The following is a 20,508-nucleotide window of genomic DNA, read 5'->3' on the forward strand; positions in this document are numbered from 1 at the left end:
GTTTATCGATACAATGAAGAAAAAGTCGAGTACACGATGGAAGTTGTGGAATTAACTTCACACAAATATCGACATTTTCGAAAGGGCGTGGCAGGGCAGATGGAAGCTGGATCATTGGAACGCCGCTTCGGTTGTGGGAGAGGCACGGCTTTACGTGAAATGAGAACCGTACTCCACAAGCAGTCTCAATGCAGGTGTATGAAGATCCCAATGATCTAAATAAAGAGCTCCAGAAATTTGTTAGAACGAAAAGTCAAAGTCCCATCCGCGCGCAACCAACGGTTCGTACTGGCGCGGAGCTGTGATGCGGACTTCAGAATACTTGGATATCTTTAGAAACCTTTAGTACGACAGGAGGGGTTGAATGGCTAATACGGAATTTTCAATATATAACGATTTTGAAGTACAAGGAACATGGTGGGTAGCAGGAAACGAGGATTTGAAGTTGTCTGGGATATTGAAAAATTCTAATGAAGGGCTACGGCTAGAGCTTATTGGCTCGTTTGAATTTCCATCAGACTTGATGTTAAGAAAAGAAAGTAAAGTCTATGACATTATTGTCGGGAATACACTTGCTGGAGCAGTATCTCTTATTAAATGCTTTGAAATATATACGACTACAACTAGTTTTTTTGATCTAGACAAAGGCGAGACTTACACGAGATTTAGCGTTGGAAAAGTTGTGAAAGGAGGACATTACGAGTCAATAAGCAACATCCTCTTGCCACAGTTGACTGTAGAATTCACGAATTTGAAAGCATGGCTTGGGTATCGACCTTTTAATACTACGCATGATCCGATAGGAATACAATGTAATAAAGATATTGAAACTTTTGAATCATATGTTGATAGTGAACGATTGAAGATTTCGTCAGCAGTTAGCTTTTCAAATTCAACATCACGGTTTAAAAGCGAACTATTCTACAAACCAGCAATAGTTTTTGAACCAGATGAACCGCGGAGTATTGAGTGGTATGAAGAAAAAATCAGAAGTTTTCAAATGCTGTTGTGTGTATTAACTAATACAAAGGTTTTTGTAGAATCGATGAGATATTCTAGCTTTTGTATTGATAAGAGGGATATCACTATAGTAACACCACAGGCAGCAGATTACACTAATAAAGAACTGCCAATTGGAAATACGTTTTTAGTCGGAGTTCAGGAGCTAGGACAAAGCATTTCGACTGTTATACAGAAGTGGTATTCCTGTCAAATTGAATCTTGTGTGTTGCTTTATGTAAACGTAATTATACGCGGATTAAACATGAACATAGAGGACAAGTTTCTTAGTTTTGCAAAGGCGATGGAGAGTGCACATAGGGACTCTAACGTTTCTGAGAACAAATTTATGGACGATGAAGATTATAAGAGAATTGTCCATAAAATGGTTGATTCAGTTAAAGATGAGCTTAACCCCAATTTTAAGAATAAACTTGAAGGAGTACTGAAGTACGCAAATGAATATGGGTTTCAAAGGCGAATCAAAGAAATTATTAAAATCATATCAGCGGATCTTCGAACACATTTATTGCTAGGGTATTCTGTACAAGATTTCGCAGATATCATTAGGATAAATCGTGATTATTACACTCATTTCGGAGATTTTTCAGATAAAATGTTCACTTCACAGCAACTCTTATACGTGAATATTAGTTTGAAATTGATTGTGCTTTGGCAGATATTTAGAGAAATCGGAATACTTGAGGAAGTACTAGTCAATGCGATTGAATGTGAAGCTTTTGACCTGTTATCCCTGCAAAAGGGAATATCATTGTTCGAAGGCGCTGAAAAGTAAGAATCGAAACAAATATACCGTTAAAGATGACCTCTCACTTTGATTGAATTAACAGAGAACGATGACACAATAAATTCCATATGAGGCTGCCGGCATAAAATCGGCAGCCTTCGTTACGCAAAGGTGTATGAAGACCGGGACACGATAGCGGAAGAGCTTGCAGTGATGCTTCTCTTCTTTTCTTATTGAAGTAACGGACAGGTTAGTTGAAGATTATTCGCGGTGAACCGTACCATAAGTAGGACGGAATTCTAATATAAGATTACTTAAGATAAACAAGCCTGGAGGGATATTGTGCCTTACTAGATTCAAGGAATAAAATGAATATATTTGGTACATTCTGTATGATATAATTTGAAAAAGATGAATAGGGGGAGCTCATTGAGACTTGTAGAGGCACGTGTACAAAATTACAGAAGCATAATAGATACAGGCTGGTTTTCTGTTGAAGAAAACAAGCTTATTTTAGTTGGCCCCAATGAAGCAGGAAAGACAGCAATCTTACAAGCACTTCAACAATTGAGTCCTCCTGATGGTGTAAAAGGGCTAGATGAGCTTAGGGATTATCCAAGGTCAAAATATAATGATATTAGCACAAAAAAAGTCCAATCAAGCAATATCACTGTAGTAGAAGGCAAGTTTAAAATTGAAGAAACTGATAATATTGACCTCCCAGAAAGATTTGAGGACTGCCTCTATGTGCTTGAGAAAAGAATGGATAATAAGTTATACCATCGCCTAGAAAATAATCCCCCTAAAGTCGTGTATGCAGATATCTCTAAGGACCTAAAAAGGTTAGCAGACCATGTTGACAAGTCAGTTGATAATGAGCTAGTTGAGGAAACGGTATCCTTTCAGCATAAATTAACTGAAATTACAGGAGACTGGGTTGGAATAACTACAATTAATGAGACCAGAGCACTTTTGTTAGACGAGTGGTTAGAGCTTGCTTTTAAGCGCATTGATGAATCTAATGTCACAGAAGAAGAAAGATTTGATAGGCTTAAGACTAGCGTTAACTCCTATAAAATAGAACAACAGCTATTAAAGGTACTAGTAGAACTCGTACCAACTTTTGTATATTTTAATAACTATGCTAGAGTAAAGCCCCTTATTCACCTCGAACATCTAGCTCAGAGAGTCGAAAGTAACATTCTGGACGATTTCTATTACGATTATGGTAACCTTTGTCTACTTAAATTACTTGGGTTCGAAGCAAGATACCTTTCTGATTTAGGAAAAGCCGCAGCAAATAACTTAGATGAAGAAAGTTGGCAAAAATATAGGGACCAACTCGATAAAAGGCAGTATCAGCTTAATGCTGCGAGTATAAAATTGACAACAGAAATAAATAGAGTATGGATGCCGGATGAAAATCGCGCTGAAGCGTCTCGACTTAGAATTATAGTTGACGGTCAGTACTTAAAAGTTGTTGTGGAAGATGGAATGGGTGTTGAGATTGAATTAGATCAAAGATCTGAAGGATATCAATGGCTTGTATCCTTCTTTGTTATATTTTTTGCTGAAGCTGAGGGGAAATATAAAAATGCTATCTTGCTCTTGGATGAACCAGGGTTAAATCTACATGCACTAAAGCAAGCAGAGTTTAGAAAAACAATTTCTAGACTTGGAGAAGCTAACCAGACTGTTTATACTACCCATTCCCCTTTCATGGTAGGGGCTAATGAGCTGGACATTGTGCGAGTAGTTGAGATGGTAAGCAGAGAGAAGGGGACAAAAGTCCATACTACGGTAACCGCCTCAGACTCAAATGCTATCTTGCCATTGCAAGAGGCCCTTGGCTATGATTTAGCTCAGAGTTTATTCACACAACAAAGAAATCTTGTTTTCGAAGGTCTTACGGACTACTGGTATATAGAAGCAATTTCTGAAATGCTACGTAGCGATAACGTTGTTAGCTTCAATGATAAAATTGCCCTTATTCCTGCGGGAACAGCTAGCAAAGTTATTTTTTATGCAACTATTCTAAAGTCTCATAATCTAAAAGTAGCAGCTTTGTTTGACTCTGATCCTGAGGGGGAGCAAGCCGCAAAGCAAGATAATCTAATAGTTTTGTTGAAGAATACTAATATATTTCAGGTCAAGGATTTCTATCAAGGTAGTGCTAAAAAAGTAGAAGTAGAGGATCTGCTAAGAGATACACTAGTAGATGTTGCAAAGGAAGAGCTTGGTTGGGATGTAACGGATATAGCAAGTTCTCAAGCGTCAAGACCAATAGCAGATGTGTTTTCTTCGCAAATTCAAGACTTCTCAAAATACAAGTTGGCCAAAGCGTTTCTCAGATGGGCTCGTAATAATAATGCGGGCGCGTTAACTCGGGTCGAACACAGAACAGTGGAAAGCTTTTATAGAGAAAGTGAATAAAGCTCTAAGATAAGCATTTGGAATTACTAAGAAGCTTAATAGCTTTCAATGATCCGAGAATTTGGCAAATTTTATAGAAGAAATATGAATTGTCCACTTAATTGGAGGTTGAGTTTTAATCATTCAAAGAAATGGGGGAATTATTTTTGATTCGTTTTCTAGTTGTAAAACCAAAGCAACCAATAGAAGATTCCTACATAACTAATTTAATAGATATCTTAAATAAACCAACCAGTTCTATTGAATGTGTAATATATGATAATAAAGAAGCTAATTGGAAAGTGAAAATAGATAGTGCCATTAATAGTGGTACTTTCTTCGCCAATTTCTCTTTAAACACATACGATGGGGTTGCGCAGCTTATAGTATTCATAGAACCTCAACGAGTTGAGTCCAACTTTAATAATGAATTACATCGTATTAAGGTACTAATAAAGGATAATTTGCTAAAAAAATGGGAAAAATGTGTTTGGTTGTACGATGAACAGTCTATACATTTTGCTGAAATACTATATGGAAGAATGTATCGAGTAGAAAATCTTTTACGAAGTGTTATAAGTAACATAATGGTTACACATATTGGTATTGAATGGTGGGAAAAGTTGGCTCCTCTTCAACTTAAAGAAACATACCAAAAGAGAGTCCGTGGTTATAAAAGTCTTACTAAAGACTTTAAAAATGTAGATGACTATCTGTTGGCAATCGATACAGATCATCTTAAGAATATAATGACACATACCACAAAAGAGTGGACTCCTTCCTATGATTCCGAGATCGAATCATTACTTGAAAGGGATAATCAAGCAGATTATGGGAGGATAATGGGCTTACTGAAAAAGCAATTGAAAAATAAACAAAATCTTTGGGATACGCTTTTTAGAAATTATTTTAAAGGAAATCCTGATTTTGAAGAAAGCATTTCTGATACTTTTGATTTTCTTGAAGCATGGGATGAATATTGTAAGTATAGAAATCATATCGCTCACAATAAGCTTTTGGACTTTCATGCATTTGAATTAATCGAGAAAAATGTAAATTTGGTAGAAAGTCTCATCATAGAAGCTGACAAACGTTTCCAATCTTCGAAGGTTTCCGACGAGCAGATGCGTGAGGCTCACGAATTGGTAATGGAATTTGAACTTGAGCAAAGAATGTATGATGCAGCAGGAGTTAAGGTTTATTCTGAAGATCGAATTCAGCAGATAATGCAAAAGTTGTTCTATCAATTTGCTGTGGATATAGAGGAAGAAATAAATAGACTGGATCTTGAATCAACTGTTGAGGATGAACCTATTTCTATTCCTGAAAAATTTAGCTCCATTCTAGAAATTGAAAGCAAAATTGACGAAAAAAAAATTATAGTCCAAGTGAAGACCGAAGAGTTATCAGGAGAGGCTGGAGAAACAAGTGTGTTTTTGGTTCAATTGGTTAATTCTGAAGGCGAGGCTATTGAAGATTGTAAGGTTGAATGGAGAAATGGAAATGCTGAATGGAGCCCAGAAGATGGTTTTTATAAACCAACTACAAAAGAATATTTAGACGATGCAGAACTTAATCTATTGAAAGAGAATATACTTGAGAATTTGGATCATTATTTCACTAATTATATCGACGAACTCGAGTCTGGCAAATATGCAAGTATAAAAGACGGAGACAAATATCCAATTTGTAATGATGCATGTGAAAATTGTGGAGAATTAACTGTAAGTATTGATGACAGCATATTATCATATGGTACATGTGCATCCTGCGGTTATGAGAATGAAATATCAACATGCATGAGATGTGACGAGGAATTCATAGGTACTTCTGATTTTTGCGAATCATGTCAAGACTATATTGATGCTGAATAAGTTAACTTGAAAGAGCCTTGAATAAAAGGCTCTTTTTTGTGGGACACAAAATATAATCCTAACGGGGAACGTAGCATTACAACTGTTCATCAATTTGTTGAGCGCATCTTAGTTCGATTGACCAACCGGGTAGTTCGATTGACAAACTGGCTGGTGAAGATACAAAAGTAAAGGTCATCTCTCCGTTTGGGTGACCTTCAGTATTCTCTTCCGGAATAAGAACGGATGTTCGTCATATAATACTCTCCATGGGTGATTTTATGGCGATGAAATGGCCGGACCCAGCGCCGTCGGAAAAAGAGCTGGGGATGATCGAGCAGGTCGCGATACTGGAGATGATGCCGGCGAGGTATGAAGAGGCATACGAGCAGATATAAGCTCTTGATCTCCGATAGTTGTGGGGACGATACGAACTTATAAATTTATAGCGCCGAAAATAAGCTATATAGTGTATGACACTAAATAAAAAGTAGTGCTACATAAGGGATTAATCAGAATTATAGACATATGTACAAAATACGAGTTTTGTGAACATCTATAACGAATGAGGCTAAACTTCAAGCTTGTTGTGCTCTAATTGGTCCGATGCACTTTGTTCCCCAATTCTCCCAAATAGCTCTTCAATATCGGTTTTAACACTACCTTTAGCGCATCCCAATCGCGGCTTAAAGCAACAAACTTACAACTCTTAAAAATAAGACAACGTCCAAACCGCGGTCGATGCTCTTAAAATCGACAACGTCCAGACCGCGATTAATGCCAGACGATTTTTCCGCTGTATCGATATTAGAGTTATTATGAAGACTGTCCGCATATTTTTATAAGGATAAAAAATAACCGCGCCAGGCGCGGTTTCATGTTGTAACATTGCAATCCTATAGGTTCCCTGGGAACAGAATTTATGAAAACGCTATCAATCTAAGCGCCATTAGATATACCCTGTTGAATCCTATACATCCCCGGAAGGATTGATAAGAGCCAGAACCTGGTGATCCTCCCACACCCCGTTGATCTTCAAGTTGCTGCGGGAAATGCCTTCTTTGTGGAAACCGGCTTTCTCAAGCACGCGAATCGATCCGGGATTCCTGGGAGAGACTTCTCCTACGATGCGGTGGAACTTCAGCTCTTCAAATGCATAACGAACCACCTGCATTACTGCCTCTGTCATAAAGCCTTTGCCATTATAAGCCTGATCCAGGCTATATCCGATCATGCAGCTCTGCAGCGATCCCCGCGCCACAAAGGCAAGCCCTACGCTGCCAATTATCCTGTCGTTCTCTTTGCGGCAGATGACAAATTCGTATTTACGATCCTCCGCTATATCCATCTTGCTCTTTCTTATCGCTTGGAGCTGATGCTCTTCCGAATAGTACTCATCCTGGTTGCTTGGAGAAAATCTCTCAAAGAACTCCCGATTACGCTTGTAAAGTTCAGACAAATCTTTGGCGTCGGCTTCCTCTGGAAACCGGACGTAAACTTGCTGCTCCAACATCTGCATCATCCCTATTCATGAAAATATATGGTTCATTATATCACGGGATGAATTCTCGTTTATACCGTCAGTCCAATCAGGAACCGTAAGCGGCACCGAACTCAATGATATTGTGGTCCGGATCAAGCACGAATATTTGAGAGAATCCCGCCAGGCTGTCTGGCCTCGCTTCGTAAGAAATTCCCTTTGCCTCCAATTCGGTGATCGTGTTCGCGAAGCTTTTCACCCAAATGGAGAAATGCCCGTCGATCGTATCGATCGGCCCCCGCCGCAGCGTCTCTCCTTGGGGATTCTCCAGCAGATGAAGCTGCTGCGAGCCGACCGCGTACCAAGCTCCCTTGGAATCGAACGGCGGCCGCTCGAGCTGCTTGAAGCCCAGGAGCCCGGAATAAAACTTGTGGGCCTGCTCCAAATTCCGGACAGAAAGGCTGACATGATGCAAAAACTCATACTCAAACATGGACTTGCCTCCTCATGGCCCCTTCCCGCTCAATTGGCGTGTCTTGGCCGATTAGTATGACAATCATTTCTCCACGGAGCCAACGATTTCCTTTTGATTATTCCTTCATGAGCATCTTGTCTATCTCGCTGTGGCCTGATCCAGGGATTGACAGTGGTCGCTTTGATGGTTGATTTGAGGTCCATACATAAAAAAACTCGCCCAGTGCTAAGGGAGAAAAAAGGTCGTTATTCTTGCGATTGGGTAGTCGCATAGGAACGCAGAACCGCACCGGCATATATTGAGAAAAATGGACTTATGGGGTGATGTTGTGGCCAAACCCAGACAAAATACCTTATTGACCAACGAACTCTCCTCCCTGGACTTAGCTAAAATCGGACTCACCTTGAATGTGATCGGAGATCTGTTTGGCTACTTCTCGATCATCAAAGCGGAAGAGGAGATGCAAAGCCTGGAAGAAGAGCGAAAAAGCCGTAAAGCCGCCGGATCCTAGCAACACTCGATAGGCCGGCTGCGGGCTGGTGCCGATTGCAGCTATGCAGCTTAAAAAGGACAGGGAGAAAGACAGAAACACGAATCTTGACATGCCTTGACCCGCATTCCATTCGATGAATGCGGGTGAAAAAAGATGCACAGGTACGGGAGTTTGATGCCGGTAGGTTCTTGGCGGGTTAAACGTTAGAGAATAGTCGGCATCATCCCCCATCCATACGGATCGGAGAGCCTTTTAAGGCGGATGCATAAGGGCTGCTTAGAAAGGCGGCCAATCTGCCGATTTCCGCCGGCCTGATAAATCGCTGAATTTCCGATTGGGGCACATTGTTCGTCATGAAGTCGATTTCTTTTTCCGCGAAAACATCTCTTCATCGGGGAAGATGCTCTCAATGATTTGATGCACCTTTTCCGATAGGGTTGGTCCCGGCATGAACGTATTGGTGCTGACTTACGCTCCTCTCGTTAATTTGGACAAGCTTTTGGACAAGGACAACAGCATGGATTTGGTCGTCGCATACTGCGGCATCTGTCCGGATGGCATGACCGCTTTTTCACTGGCACTGAAGATGATGCGGCCGAAATTGTTCTCGATCATCTTAGGCAGATAAAACTTAGATAATTCGTGTTAACCAGAATATCAGTCTCGGGATACTTTTCGAACAAGGCTTCTCTCTGTTGAACATCCACAATATCGGCCGCAGCATTTTGAGGAGAGGTCGCCGGGAACGCTGTTTTGATTTCGTTGCCCATTTTTCGACCTCTGCATAATCCCGTCCGTTTATCCGTACGTCGGCCTTCCCTGGCAAGCTCCATGGCGATTGCCCTGCAGTGTCGCCTGCAAGATCGGAAAAGGCTTGCCAAAGGGCCAAATATTCCGCGGAAGAAGTAAGTAACGGTTCCTTCCTAATGTCCAGCGGCACCGACCAACTCGCGATCATCCATTCCTAATTGCCGTATTCCTGACCCAAATCCCGGCGGCATTTTAATCCGGTTTGAGGGGTTGAAGCTCATCTATATGAGGCTCCTATAGCGGTTTCGTTCGCAAAAACTCCGATCAATCCCCGTACTGGCACAGAAGGTTTCGGAGAATCGTTTCCGTCCGCAATTTCACAGAACGGAAGCTATTTTATCCCGTATTAAAAGAAATCCCGATTGATCCGCTGAACGGATCGAGAGGCTATCGTTCCCTGTGCCAATTATCCGCTTTCAAAGAAACGTGAAAAAACTCGCATTGGTCTGTGAGGAGATGAACATGAACGTATTGAAATATCTGAGGGGATTCTATCAGGCTTGGATTGATTATCCCCTACAGGAAGGCGATGTAATTGCGGACCGATACCGCATTATCGAGCTGCTCGGCATCGGAAGCTTCGGCTTGACCTATCGATGCTTGGATCTGCATTCGGGACAAGAAGTGGCGATGAAGCAAGCCAAGCCGAGCAAGGGAGAGCTCGGCCGGGCGCTGCTGCTGCGGGAGATGAATGTGCTGGCCAAGCTGCGTCATCCGTCCATTCCGCGCGCTTGGGACTTGTTCGACTATAAGAACCAGCTCTATTTGGCTAGCGAGTTTGTCAGAGGACAGACGGTGGAGGATCTGATCTTTGAGCGAGGCCAGCTGTTTTCGGAGAGAGAAGCTTTGGATTTCATCTGCAAGCTGATGGAGATTGTCGCTTATGTCCACCAGCAAGGGTATGTGCATCTCGATATCCGCATTCCTAATGTCATTGCCAGCGGGAATCGGATTCATCTGATCGACTTCGGCTTGGCCAGGCCGATCGGCGAGGCTGCAGCATTGGAGCTGCCTTTCCGGTCGGGCACCAGGCTGTCTCAAGACGCTGATCCCGCAGCCGATCTGTTGGATATAGGCCATTTGCTGCTATTCATGCTGTATTCAAGCTATCATCCGACGAAGAAGGCCGACATGGGATGGGAGCAAGAGCTGGATTTGACTTCTGCGGCTCGGCATCTTCTTCGCAGACTTCTTCGGATTGAGGCTCCATATGAGGATATTGATGCCTTCATGCTCGATCTGAAGCAATGCCGGTATCCACATTCGGTATTATAAAAAGCCAACCGGTGGACGGTTGGCTTGGGCATGCAGGATGAATCGTGCAGGGGCAGATGCAGGTGAAGCATCAGCTGGAGCTTCTTTTACGGCTCTTGTAATAGCTGTGACCGTTATTTTTATGTCCATACGCCTGATCGGATGAGCTGAGCCGGCTGTGGCCGTAATGTTTTTTTCCGCTGCTGGAGCTGTACCGATGGCGTCCATGCTTGGAATGCTGGGCTGACCCTAACAGTTTATTGATAAAACGTCTGATCATGTCTTCATTCCTCCTTTGGATTTATCCGTACTACGCGCTTTCGGCAGCGTGGTTCCAATTTATTCGCGCGGATCCGGTCAATATGGACGAGTTTCTGTTACGCAGCACCAATGGCTGCAATCCGCCGTGATGGCAAGATCGGGCAGTTCCCTAAGAAGCGCTGACGTATTCCAAGGCGTGTCGTATCAAACAACCTTCGCGTCTTCGAGTCCCTATTCCTTGATGCTGAAATCAGGCCTCGCCTTGTCAAACCGCGGATTGCCCCCGCATACCATAAGGCCGGAGCCCCAGTCGATATGGACATTTTCCGTTGGCTCATCCGAAGCGTCCTTGTATTGGAACAGCACATTCCGTCGCGTGCGCTCGCTGCGGTTCGCATCCGAGCCGTGGATCGTCAAGTAGTTGAAGAACAGCACATCTCCTGCCTCCGCCGGGCATGGCAGTCCGTCCGATATCGGATATTCCTTGTGGTTCAAATAGTAAGAGCCGACATGCGGCAGGCTGCCCTGGGCATGCGAGCCCGGCACGACCCTCAGGCAGCCGTTCTTCTCGTCCGCCATGTCCAGGTGCACGCTCGCCGCCAGCATTGAATGGTTTTCATGAGGGAAGTAAGGATAATCCTGATGCATCGGGAAGGCAGCCCCGTTTTCCGGCGGCTTGACGAGCATTTTCGTGTGGTGAAGCTGGACGTCGGGTCCGATGAGCTGCGAGAGGATCGCGGTCATATTCGGGTGCATGACAGCCCGCGTGAAGCAGGCCTCATGGTAATGGACGTCGTGGAAGCCCTTGAGCACCAGCTTCTTCAGCTCCGCCGGAGGCAGGAAGTCGCCTTGCCAGGCGGAGTTGTCGTCCCGCTTGGCCTGGGCGGCACGCTGGATGATCCGCTCCACCGCTCCTCGCATCTCCTCCACTTCCGCCTGGCCGTAAACTCCTTTGACGAGCAGATACCCGTTTTCTTTGTAAAAATCTACATCACGCTGACTGATCATGCATGCTCCTCCTTAAAAGGAAAGATTGATTTCAAGCGGTTCTTGCTTATAATCATAGTCAAAGTCCCGATGGACGTCTTTGCGAATAGGCGTCTGGTTTTTGCACGTTGACGCCATCATTGTACTGGAGGACAAGCCGATGTACCGATACCAGGCAAGTGATGCCATGCTGAACAGCCGGATCATGGAAGCGATCCATCCGAATGCCCGCTTTGTCATCTACTATTGGGGAGTCGACGAGCGGCTGCACAGCAATCCGGTTCACAAGCATTCCTTTTTCGAGGCTTGCTATGTGCTCGGAGGGACGGGTACCTATACGGATAATGGAAGGCAATATGCATTGAGGAGCGGGACGCTGTTTCTCTCCCGTCCCGGCGTGACGCATCAAATTCTCACGAAAGACGGACTCAGCATTCTATTTGTCGCTTTTGAGCCCGATGAAGCCAAGAGTGATCCGGAGACGCTGGCCGCATTCCGCGCTCTGGCCGATGCTGACCGAGTCTGCGTAGAGGACGGCTCCCGCTCGCCGACCGCACTGCTCTGGGAATCGCTTCTGCTCCGCGATGAGGAGCGTTACAATCTACCGGGCACAGCGGTTGCGCCAGCCGCCTCCGCGCTTCTGCTGTCTTTCCTTGCGCTGTTCGGAGAGCAGGCATCCACGCCCAAGGCCGGCATTCCGCGCGACAACATGATTCTGCGCCGGGCCAAGCTATACATCCAAGACAATCTGTCGAAGCCGCTCTCGCTGCCTGAGATGGCGGCGATGCTCAATGTGTCCGAACGCCATCTGTCCAGGCTGTTCTCGGGCGGCATTCACGAGAGCTTCACCGGTTATATCCGCCGGGAGCGCTTGCGCGAAGCGGCACGCCTGCTGAACGAATCCGAGCTGCCGATCAAAGAGATTGCCGAGATGGCCGGTTTTTCTTCCGTCCACTATTTCTCCCGCACGTTCACTTCCATGATGCATGTCCCGCCGGGCGTATTCCGCCGACAGGCGCGTTTGGCCAATCCTGCGCATGCCGAATAAGCCGTTCCTTCATCGGAAGCGGCTTATCTTTCGGCGCATATCGTTATCGTTCAAGATCCACCTGCCCAACCGAACGGGGCTATCGTGGCTCCCGGTACTCCCGCGGAGTCAGCCCTGTATGCCGCCGGAACAGGACCGTGAAGAAGCTGCGATCCTGGTAACCGCATGCCTCCGCGATCTGCTCCACGCCCATTGAGGTACTCCGGAGCAAGCGGCATGCTTCACGGATGCGCAGCTCCTGCACGAAGCGGCTGAGAGGCTTGCCGGCCGCTTCGGCGAACAGCCGGTGGAAATGCCGGACACTCAGTCCCGCCTCGCCGGCAAGCTCTTCCGCCCGATACGGGTTGCAAGGATCGCTGCGCAGCTTGCGAAGAACCGCTTCGATTCCGGGGTGGCTCCCGCTCCCCCGGCAAGAGCTTTTTGCCATTCCACGGCAGTGTACCTCCAGCTCCGCCAGCAGAAGGATGAACAGAGCATGCAGCTGCGCCGTACCTCCCGGCCGCTTATCCCGGAGCACTTCCAGTCCTTCCTCCATGATGCGGCGGATAACGCCCCTGTCATCCCTCAGCCGGAACCATTCCGGAGAACCGGGCAGCAGATTGAGCGCCTTCCGGGCCGATTGCAGCTCGTCCAGGCCCGGGAAGCTGCTCAGCGCTGCCTCCGCCTGCCCGGGAACAAGGATGAAGTTGCCGATCATGAGCGGATACCTGGACGATGTCGATCTGGGCCGGAATACATGAGGGGTTCCCAGCGGCAGGACAAAGACATCCCCGGCTTGCACATCCATGGACTGCTCCCCGATATAATGCACCCCCGCTCCCTCCATCACGAGACAAATCTCCGTGAATTCATGCCGGTGCAGCTGCAGCTCGAACGACTCCGATACCCGGTTGATATAGTAAGGGCGATTGTCGTCGAAGAACAGATGCGCCGGAGTGACCGCAACCGACTGCTGCGCCATCGTAATCCCTCCTATTTGTCAGGATAACCAACAGATTTGGCCGGATCAACCCCTTTTCAACAAATGCCTGCGCTTACAATAAGAAAATGACAACGCAATCAATGCCATTTCAGTCCATCCCAGCCCGAAAGGAAGCGGAGCAATCATGACCGAACGCACTTGGCAAGCCAAATGGATATGGGGAGGCTTGGAAGCGAGTCCCCGGAACGAGTGGCGCTGCTTCCGCCACAGCTTCGACCACCCGCCCGCTGCGGAGAAGGAAGCCACTCTCCACATCAGCGCCGACTCCCGCTACGTCCTCTATGTGAACGGCGTCCTGGCCGGCCGCGGGCCGGTGAGGTCCTGGCCGGAGGAGCAGTCCTACGACAGCTACGATATCGGCCGCCTGCTGAAGCCCGGCCAGCGGAACACGATTGCCGTGCTTGTGCTCCACTTTGGCATCTCTAACTTCTGCTACCTGCGCGGGCAAGGCGGTCTCATTGCTGAGCTCCAGACGCCCCGAGGGATCAGCCTGCCTACCGGCGAGGACTGGGAAACCGCCCTGCTGGGAGGCCAGCTGCCCAGTTCGCCGCGGATGTCCTGCCAGCAGGCATTCGCCGAAGTCATCGATGCCGGCGGGCAGGACGAGGGCTGGATGACGGGAGCATCCCGACTCATGGACTGGTCGCCTGCGGCAGCCGTCTGCGCTGCTGGAGAAGGGCCATGGAAAAAGCTCGTTTCCCGCGACATCCCTTTCTTGACGGAAGAGAAACGCTATCCTTCCCGGGTTGCCAGGCTGAGCCGCGTCAAGCCTCCTGCCTTCATGGCCGCCATCGATCTGCGGACAGTCATGGTTCCGGACAGTGCCGGCCACGCCAATCCCGTCAGCTATTGCGGATTTCTGGCCTCTATTCTGCAGCTTGAGGACAAGGGCCGAGTCACGATCGGATTCCCCGGAGGAGCGCGGCCCGGGGGCATTCTCGTGGACGGCGTCTCCATCGATGCGCACCGGGGCGTCCAGCCGGAACGTTATTACGATCTGGAGCTTGCTGCCGGTCCCCATACGCTGCTCATAGACGTCACCTCCGGCGACCACGGAAGCAGCTTCCATCTCGGCGTGGATGCGGATGTGCCGTTCGCTCTGTCGGCTCCAGCGCAAGCGCCCGGAGGAGAGGCGCATTCCGCTTCTGCTGCGGGCTTACCGGATATGACCTCCCCGCGTGCTCCCTTTGCCGCAATCGGACCGTTCGACGCCGTCAAGCATGTCGATCATCAAGCCGGCAGAGAGCTGGACACGGGTCATCTCCTCTATGCGCGGCTGAAGGAAGGCAAAGTCTCGATGGACGATCCCGATCTGAAAGGCTGGCTTCGCGGCATCGATCCCCGCCTCATTACCGGGCAGGATGCCTTCGGGCTCAGCGTCTGGCATCGCGAGCACGAGCGGCTGGCCGTGCCGGTCTCGCTTCAGAACGCCGTGCTGCCTGTGCCGGAGCCTGCCGAGCTGCCGCTGTTCCCGGGCTGGGACTGCGAGCTTGTCATCGATCTCGGCGAGCAGCGTTCCGGCTTCATCGGCTTCGAGCTGGATGCTGCTGCAGGAACGGTCGTGGATATTTACGGCATCGAGCATATGCAGCATGACTTCCGGCAGCATATGTACGGTCTGGACAACACGCTGCGCTACATATGCCGCGAGGGCAGGCAGAGCTATTTGTCCCCCGTCCGCCGGGGCTGCCGCTACTTGATCCTGACGATAAGATCTGCAGCTCGTCCCGTCCTGCTGCAGGAGATTCATTTCCACCAAAGCTCTTATCCCGCAGCCGACAACGGCAGCTTCCGCTGCTCGGATGCCCTTCTGAACGAGATCTGGAGCATCAGCCGCCGGACGACGAGGCTGTGCATGGAAGACACGTTCGTCGATTGTCCCTCGTACGAGCAGGTGTTCTGGGTAGGCGACGCGCGCAACGAGGCGCTGGTCAACTACTATGTCTTCGGAGCGACAGAGATCGTGAAGCGCTGCCTGAACCTAGTTCCGGGCTCCGCCTCCGATACGCCGCTGTATCTGGACCAGGTGCCGAGCGGCTGGAGCAGCGTCATTCCCAACTGGACGTTCTTCTGGATCATCGCCTGCGAGGAGTTCGTCGAGCATACGGGAGACATCGAGTTCGCCCGCGAGATCCTGCCCCATGTCCTCCGGACGATCGAGGCCTACTCCTCCCACATTGACAGCTCCGGATTGCTGAACATGCGGGGCTGGAACCTGCTCGACTGGGCTCCGATCGACCAGCCCGGCGAAGGCATCGTCACTCATCAGAACCTGTTCATGATCAAGGCGCTTCGCCAGGCGGCCCGTCTGGCCGAGACCGCAGGCGAAGCCGGCACGGCCCATCATTGGCGGGAGCAAGCGTCGTCCCTGCAGGCGGCTGTCAACGAGAACCTTTGGGATGAGCGGCAGCAAGCATATCTGGACTGCATCCATGCCGACGGCAGGCGGTCCTCTATCTTCAGCATGCAGACTCAAGTCGCGGCCTACCTGTGCGAGGCGGCGGACGGAGAGCGCTTGACCGCTCTGGAGCAATATCTTGTGGAGCCGCCGGCTCAATGGGTCCAGATCGGAAGCCCGTTCATGAGCTTCTTCTATTATGAGGCGCTCTCCAAGCTGGGCCGCCATGAGCTTATGCTGGACGACATCCGCCTCCACTATGGCCGGATGCTGGAGCATGGCGCGACGACCTGCTGGGAGATGTATCCCGATTTCGCGGAGAACCGTGCCAATCCAGATCTGTTGACCCGCAGCCACTGCCATGCATGGTCTGCCGCTCCCGGGTATTTTCTCGGCGCGTCCATACTCGGCGTCCGCAAGCTGTCGGCAGGCTGGAGTTCCGTTGAGATCGCTCCCCAGCCTGCAGGCCTGAACTGGGCCGAAGGCATCGTGCCGCTGCCGGACGGAGGCGAGATCAGCGTCAGCTGGCGGGTTGCAGGGAGTTCGATTTCGCTTCGGGTGGAAGCTCCATCCGATATCGCCATTCAAGTGCGATGGCCGGAAGGCCATACCGGTACAGTGGAGCATTTCATGACGGCACGGATGTGAAGGTCGTTGGCCGCGCCGGCTGCATCTCGCCGCATCGCCGCTGGATATGCTCATGACCGGCCACCCTGCCGGCGATGCAGCGAGATGCTATAGGCCCATGAGTTGAAGCTCCTCTCCGCAAGGGCAGGCAAACAAAAGATCGCGTGCTCGGTTCCGGAAGCCTTGGAAGGCTTGTCCGGATCCCGATACGCGTTCTTGGTCATTCCATGAAACTCAATCGGCGATGGGTTGCAAAAACCGGCGAGTCAAAGCTTCGGTCAATTGGCCGGGCATGCTCGGAACGGCAGATCGTTTAGCGGCAGATCCGTTCAGCCGACCTTGCGCTCAAGCGTGACATATTGGGTGCAGCTTTCTTTCTCGACGCTGATCGAAGCTCCGAGGATGATGTGCAGGCTCCATTTCTTTTTATGCTGTCCAGGCCGGATTCAAGGCCGTCGCTGATGGAGTCGACAGCATTGGCGACGAGCTCCTCCTTGCCTTCTGAGGTCAAAGGCTCGCCGTTGTCATCGGTCGCTCCAAGCTCGGGATGCGCCAGCATGACATCGTACAGGGCGTTCATGGACTCATTCAGGCCGCTGCGGTCCGACGCCAATTCCGCTACAACGAAACGCTTCTCGATTGGATACGAAACAAATCTAGACTTTTCAAGGTTTTAAAAGATATACTTAATGGAATTTCCAAAGGAAGGGAATCCAGAGATAGCGATGTCAAAAATGAACCGATTTGTTTTAAGCATTCCTATGGTCTTCATCCTCGTCTTGATCATGGCCGCGCTGCCCCTCTTGCTCCAGCCCGACGGGAGCCACTCCATCCGGCTCGATTGGCCTCAGAGCGCGGCAAGCATGAAGGATTATTTTTCCGGCATCCGCACCGGCGATTCCTTCCGGTTTCTATCCGGACAGAACACGCTTTCCTTCTGGGAGCAGGTCGGAAGCTATTTCCTCATTTCATTCGGTTATCTCGCCTGCGGAGCTCTGATCGGCACGACGATAGGCGTCCTGATCGGAGTTTATTTCTCGTTATCCCGCGCGGAATGGCTGAAGCGGATCGTGGAATTTCTGGGGGCGATGCCCGACTTCGTATCCATCCTCCTCCTTCAATTTCTGGTCGTATTCGTGGCGTCGAAAACAGGAGTCGTCCTTTTTCAGATCGCGACCTTATCGGTCAAAGATCCTGCGATCGTGCTTCCCCTCGTATCGTCGATTCTCATTCCGGCCAGCTATATGATCCGAAACGTAACGATGCAGATGACGTATACGCTGGCCGAGGATTATATCGGCTTTGCCAAAGCCCGCGGATTAAGGAAGCTCTACATCGTTTTCTATCACGCTCTTCCCAATGTGCTTCCTTTCATAAGAGCGGATCTACATAAGTTTCTGGGGATTTTGATCGGGAATATCTTTATCGTGGAGTATTTGTATAATCTGCATGGCTTGACGATGCTCTTGTTCAGCAATGTCTACTCATCGAGCGGCTACCAATTCCCGCTTGTAGTGAATGGACTCCTCACGCTTCTTCTTCTTTACGCTGTTATTTATACGTTGCTGAAAACTTATCTATGGGGATGGGAAAAGGTGTTGTCTCGATGAACAAAACGCTGCTGGCAGGTTTGATCCTCACAACCGCAATTATAGGCGTGGCCATTTTCGGCACATTTTTTATCCAGCATGATTTGGACGAGCCGTTGAAAATTCAGTATGCAGTCGACAGCAGCGGAAAGGGAACAATCGTTGCGCCGCCGCTGCCTCCAGGCAAGGAATACCCGCTTGGAACCGACTTTTACGGCTACGACCTGATGACCCGCATTTTGGTTGGCGCCAAGTACACGATTTTTCTAGCCGTCTCGATCGCTTTTGCACGAGTGTTTTTCGGCGGGATCACGGGCATGCTGCTGGGCTATTTCGCCAGGAAGCCGGCAAAACGCCGACAGCCGGCGACAGCCTTGAAGCTGCTGAATGGAATTCCGATTTTTTTGGTCATTTGGCTGCTGCTGGCCGGATTGTCGATCAACTCCAGCCTCTCGCCGATCCAATTATGCGTGATAATGGGAGTTGTGCTTGCTGCCATCGGGATTCCGTCGATTGCCATCTCGATCAAGGAAAAGACGGAGCTTATTCGAGAAAAGCCATTCATCCTCGCTGCTCGATCGATCGGTACGGGTCATCGGAAAATGATCGGCGCGCATCTCTTTCCTCATTTGAAGGACAGCTTCCTGATCTTGATCGTCCAGGAAGTCGTGCTGGTCTTGACTCTGTTCGGGCAATTGGCCATCTTCCATCTGTTCGTTGGAGGTACGGTCATGACTTTCGATCCGATCGAATACAACAGCCGCACCAACGAATGGGCCGGACTGATCGCGGCTGGACGGAGCAGTCTGGACGTCTACCCTTGGATCCTGTTTGTTCCTCTCGCCGCTTACCTCGTCCTGATTCTGGGATTCCAGCTGCTCGCCAGAGGCCTTCAAACCCTGTTCAATCAAAAATACACGAAGCCCTCCCGTCTTTAACTTGCTGTACGCATGAACGTAACCTCTCCTTCTTCTTGGTATGGATCCATAGTCAATATGGCTTTGATGATTTTTTTCTCATGGTTTTCTAACAATCGGGCTCAACCGCAAGGTCGGGCAGGATTTCCGTCCACATTGGGAAGTAGTGGGGATTGGGGCTGTGTTATGGTGTTCCCAAGCGATCAAGACAGCCATTATCAACCTACTTTACCGAGCGGGAGGAACTTAACCATGCGCCTTACACCTCGCAACAATCGAGTGAGAACCAAGCTGCATGGCGTTACGCTGAGCCTGTCCATGGCATTTTCCGGAAGTATGCTTTTGGCTCCGAACACGACTCATGCTGCGATAGCGGAAGCTTCCGCAGCGGATGCTATTATTGCAACGGGAAAGCAATACTTGGGCGTGCCGTACAAATTCGGGGCAAGCTCCGGATCAACCGATGCCTTCGACTGCTCTTCGTTCATGCAATATATTTTCAAGAAAAACGGCATCGATCTGCCTCGCTCGTCCAAACAGCAAGCGGCTGTCGGCACACCGGTAGCGAAAGACAAGCTGCAGCCGGGCGATCTCGTGTTCTCGGATACGAATCGAGACGGAGTCATCAATCACGTTAGCCTCTACATCGGAAACGGCAAGCTGCTTCATACTTACCGTGTCGGCATCGGCGTCACCGTCTCGACTTTTGCCGGCAGTACTTGGGACAACACGTTCGTGACCGCTCGTCATGTCATTCCAGGCGCTAGCGGAACGATAGATCTCCCTCGATCGGACGAGCCGGCCTCCGTATCTTCTGCAAAGACGGGCAAATCGGCTGAATCGGCAAAGCCGGTCTCTTCAGAAGGCAAAAAAAGATCAAAATGGAATCCGTCCAGACATAGCTGACATGTCTGCTTCCAGAATGAATCCCATAGAAGGCTCTCTGCTTGTTGTTCAAAGCAGAGGGCTTTTTTTTGGCGGATGGATCAGATGACGGTCGACTTCACGGGGATCGAAGGAGTCAAGCAAGGAGATGCTGCCGCGCTGATCGGCCGGGACGGAGCCGAAGCCATTACGGCCGGCGACATAGCGGCGTCCGCCGGAACGATCGTGAACGAGGTGATCAGCAGGCTGGGACCTCGATTGGAGCGGATGTATCTGTCTTAAGCTGAAGC

The 20,508-nt window shown here is 49.1% G+C and carries 15 protein-coding genes and 1 pseudogene; 11 read left to right on the forward strand and 5 right to left on the reverse strand.

Features of this window, described 5'->3' with window-relative positions:
• Positions 1-364: 364 nt before the first annotated feature.
• The 3 genes from AC06G8_RS11195 (at position 365) to AC06G8_RS11205 (ending at position 6,033) form a co-directional block, all read left to right on the forward strand.
• Positions 365-1,795, forward strand: coding sequence for an ApeA N-terminal domain 1-containing protein (locus tag AC06G8_RS11195; RefSeq protein WP_480285320.1), 1,431 nt, complete (start codon positions 365-367; stop codon positions 1,793-1,795).
• A 381-nt stretch (positions 1,796-2,176) separates the two neighbouring features.
• Positions 2,177-4,180, forward strand: a complete 2,004-nt coding sequence (locus AC06G8_RS11200; RefSeq protein ID WP_480285321.1) for an AAA family ATPase — start codon at positions 2,177-2,179, stop codon at positions 4,178-4,180.
• 146 nt (positions 4,181-4,326) lie between these two features.
• On the forward strand, positions 4,327-6,033 hold the full coding sequence (locus AC06G8_RS11205) for a hypothetical protein (protein WP_480285322.1): 1,707 nt from the start codon (positions 4,327-4,329) through the stop codon (positions 6,031-6,033).
• A 949-nt stretch (positions 6,034-6,982) separates the two neighbouring features.
• Here the strand turns inward: AC06G8_RS11205 and AC06G8_RS11210 are convergent.
• Positions 6,983-7,525 (reverse strand): GNAT family N-acetyltransferase, encoded by a 543-nt coding sequence (locus AC06G8_RS11210; protein WP_447664030.1) that lies wholly within the window; start codon positions 7,523-7,525, stop codon positions 6,983-6,985.
• A gap of 76 nt (positions 7,526-7,601) precedes the next feature.
• Positions 7,602-7,985 carry a VOC family protein gene (locus AC06G8_RS11215; protein WP_447664031.1) on the reverse strand — a complete coding sequence of 128 codons (384 nt, stop codon included), beginning with the start codon at positions 7,983-7,985 and terminating at the stop codon, positions 7,602-7,604.
• A gap of 310 nt (positions 7,986-8,295) precedes the next feature.
• Between AC06G8_RS11215 and AC06G8_RS11220 the strand changes: the two genes are divergently transcribed.
• Positions 8,296-8,478 (forward strand): hypothetical protein, encoded by a 183-nt coding sequence (locus tag AC06G8_RS11220; protein ID WP_480285323.1) that lies wholly within the window; start codon positions 8,296-8,298, stop codon positions 8,476-8,478.
• Positions 8,479-8,680: 202 nt separating this feature from the next.
• On the opposite strand, the pseudogene AC06G8_RS11225 reads toward AC06G8_RS11220, so the two are convergent.
• Positions 8,681-9,353, reverse strand: a pseudogene (locus AC06G8_RS11225) (SDR family NAD(P)-dependent oxidoreductase).
• 379 nt (positions 9,354-9,732) lie between these two features.
• Here AC06G8_RS11225 and AC06G8_RS11230 point away from each other — a divergent pair.
• A complete protein-coding gene (locus AC06G8_RS11230) occupies positions 9,733-10,545 on the forward strand; it encodes a serine/threonine protein kinase (RefSeq protein ID WP_480285324.1) in 813 nt (270 codons plus the stop codon).
• Between the two features lie 471 nt (positions 10,546-11,016).
• Here the strand turns inward: AC06G8_RS11230 and AC06G8_RS11235 are convergent, their stop codons facing one another.
• On the reverse strand, positions 11,017-11,793 hold the full coding sequence (locus tag AC06G8_RS11235) for a phytanoyl-CoA dioxygenase family protein (RefSeq protein WP_480285325.1): 777 nt from the start codon (positions 11,791-11,793) through the stop codon (positions 11,017-11,019).
• Between the two features lie 139 nt (positions 11,794-11,932).
• Between AC06G8_RS11235 and AC06G8_RS11240 the strand changes: the two genes are divergently transcribed.
• Positions 11,933-12,820: a helix-turn-helix domain-containing protein gene (locus AC06G8_RS11240; protein WP_480285326.1), complete on the forward strand. Its 888-nt coding sequence runs from the start codon at positions 11,933-11,935 to the stop codon at positions 12,818-12,820.
• 79 nt (positions 12,821-12,899) lie between these two features.
• Here the strand turns inward: AC06G8_RS11240 and AC06G8_RS11245 are convergent, their stop codons facing one another.
• Positions 12,900-13,781, reverse strand: a complete 882-nt coding sequence (locus AC06G8_RS11245) for a helix-turn-helix domain-containing protein (RefSeq protein WP_480285327.1) — start codon at positions 13,779-13,781, stop codon at positions 12,900-12,902.
• A gap of 145 nt (positions 13,782-13,926) precedes the next feature.
• Here AC06G8_RS11245 and AC06G8_RS11250 point away from each other — a divergent pair, with 145 nt between their 5' ends.
• The 5 genes from AC06G8_RS11250 (at position 13,927) to AC06G8_RS11270 (ending at position 20,500) form a co-directional block, all read left to right on the forward strand.
• A complete protein-coding gene (locus AC06G8_RS11250; protein WP_480285328.1) occupies positions 13,927-16,848 on the forward strand; it encodes a family 78 glycoside hydrolase catalytic domain in 2,922 nt (973 codons plus the stop codon).
• A gap of 713 nt (positions 16,849-17,561) precedes the next feature.
• Positions 17,562-18,437, forward strand: coding sequence for an ABC transporter permease subunit (locus AC06G8_RS11255; protein ID WP_480285329.1), 876 nt, complete (start codon positions 17,562-17,564; stop codon positions 18,435-18,437).
• Positions 18,434-19,354, forward strand: coding sequence for an ABC transporter permease (locus AC06G8_RS11260; RefSeq protein ID WP_480285330.1), 921 nt, complete (start codon positions 18,434-18,436; stop codon positions 19,352-19,354). Before AC06G8_RS11255 ends, AC06G8_RS11260 begins: the two co-directional genes overlap by 4 nt.
• Before the next feature lie 231 nt (positions 19,355-19,585).
• Positions 19,586-20,239 (forward strand): C40 family peptidase, encoded by a 654-nt coding sequence (locus AC06G8_RS11265; protein WP_480285331.1) that lies wholly within the window; start codon positions 19,586-19,588, stop codon positions 20,237-20,239.
• A gap of 75 nt (positions 20,240-20,314) precedes the next feature.
• A complete protein-coding gene (locus AC06G8_RS11270) occupies positions 20,315-20,500 on the forward strand; it encodes an alanine racemase C-terminal domain-containing protein (protein WP_480285332.1) in 186 nt (61 codons plus the stop codon).
• Positions 20,501-20,508: the final 8 nt, after the last annotated feature.

Source organism: Paenibacillus sp. SJS-P3, from assembly GCF_056711585.1.

Coding starts and splice junctions, on each gene's coding strand:
- AC06G8_RS11210 (WP_447664030.1), bottom strand. CDS start 7,525: ATGTTGGAGCAGCAAGTTTACGTCCGGTTTCCAGAGGAAGCCGACGCC.
- AC06G8_RS11240 (WP_480285326.1), top strand. CDS start 11,933: ATGTACCGATACCAGGCAAGTGATGCCATGCTGAACAGCCGGATCATG.
- AC06G8_RS11245 (WP_480285327.1), bottom strand. CDS start 13,781: ATGGCGCAGCAGTCGGTTGCGGTCACTCCGGCGCATCTGTTCTTCGAC.
- AC06G8_RS11265 (WP_480285331.1), top strand. CDS start 19,586: ATGCGCCTTACACCTCGCAACAATCGAGTGAGAACCAAGCTGCATGGC.
- AC06G8_RS11230 (WP_480285324.1), top strand. CDS start 9,733: ATGAACGTATTGAAATATCTGAGGGGATTCTATCAGGCTTGGATTGAT.
- AC06G8_RS11215 (WP_447664031.1), bottom strand. CDS start 7,985: ATGTTTGAGTATGAGTTTTTGCATCATGTCAGCCTTTCTGTCCGGAAT.
- AC06G8_RS11195 (WP_480285320.1), top strand. CDS start 365: ATGGCTAATACGGAATTTTCAATATATAACGATTTTGAAGTACAAGGA.
- AC06G8_RS11235 (WP_480285325.1), bottom strand. CDS start 11,793: ATGATCAGTCAGCGTGATGTAGATTTTTACAAAGAAAACGGGTATCTG.
- AC06G8_RS11260 (WP_480285330.1), top strand. CDS start 18,434: ATGAACAAAACGCTGCTGGCAGGTTTGATCCTCACAACCGCAATTATA.
- AC06G8_RS11255 (WP_480285329.1), top strand. CDS start 17,562: ATGAACCGATTTGTTTTAAGCATTCCTATGGTCTTCATCCTCGTCTTG.
- AC06G8_RS11250 (WP_480285328.1), top strand. CDS start 13,927: ATGACCGAACGCACTTGGCAAGCCAAATGGATATGGGGAGGCTTGGAA.
- AC06G8_RS11270 (WP_480285332.1), top strand. CDS start 20,315: ATGGATCAGATGACGGTCGACTTCACGGGGATCGAAGGAGTCAAGCAA.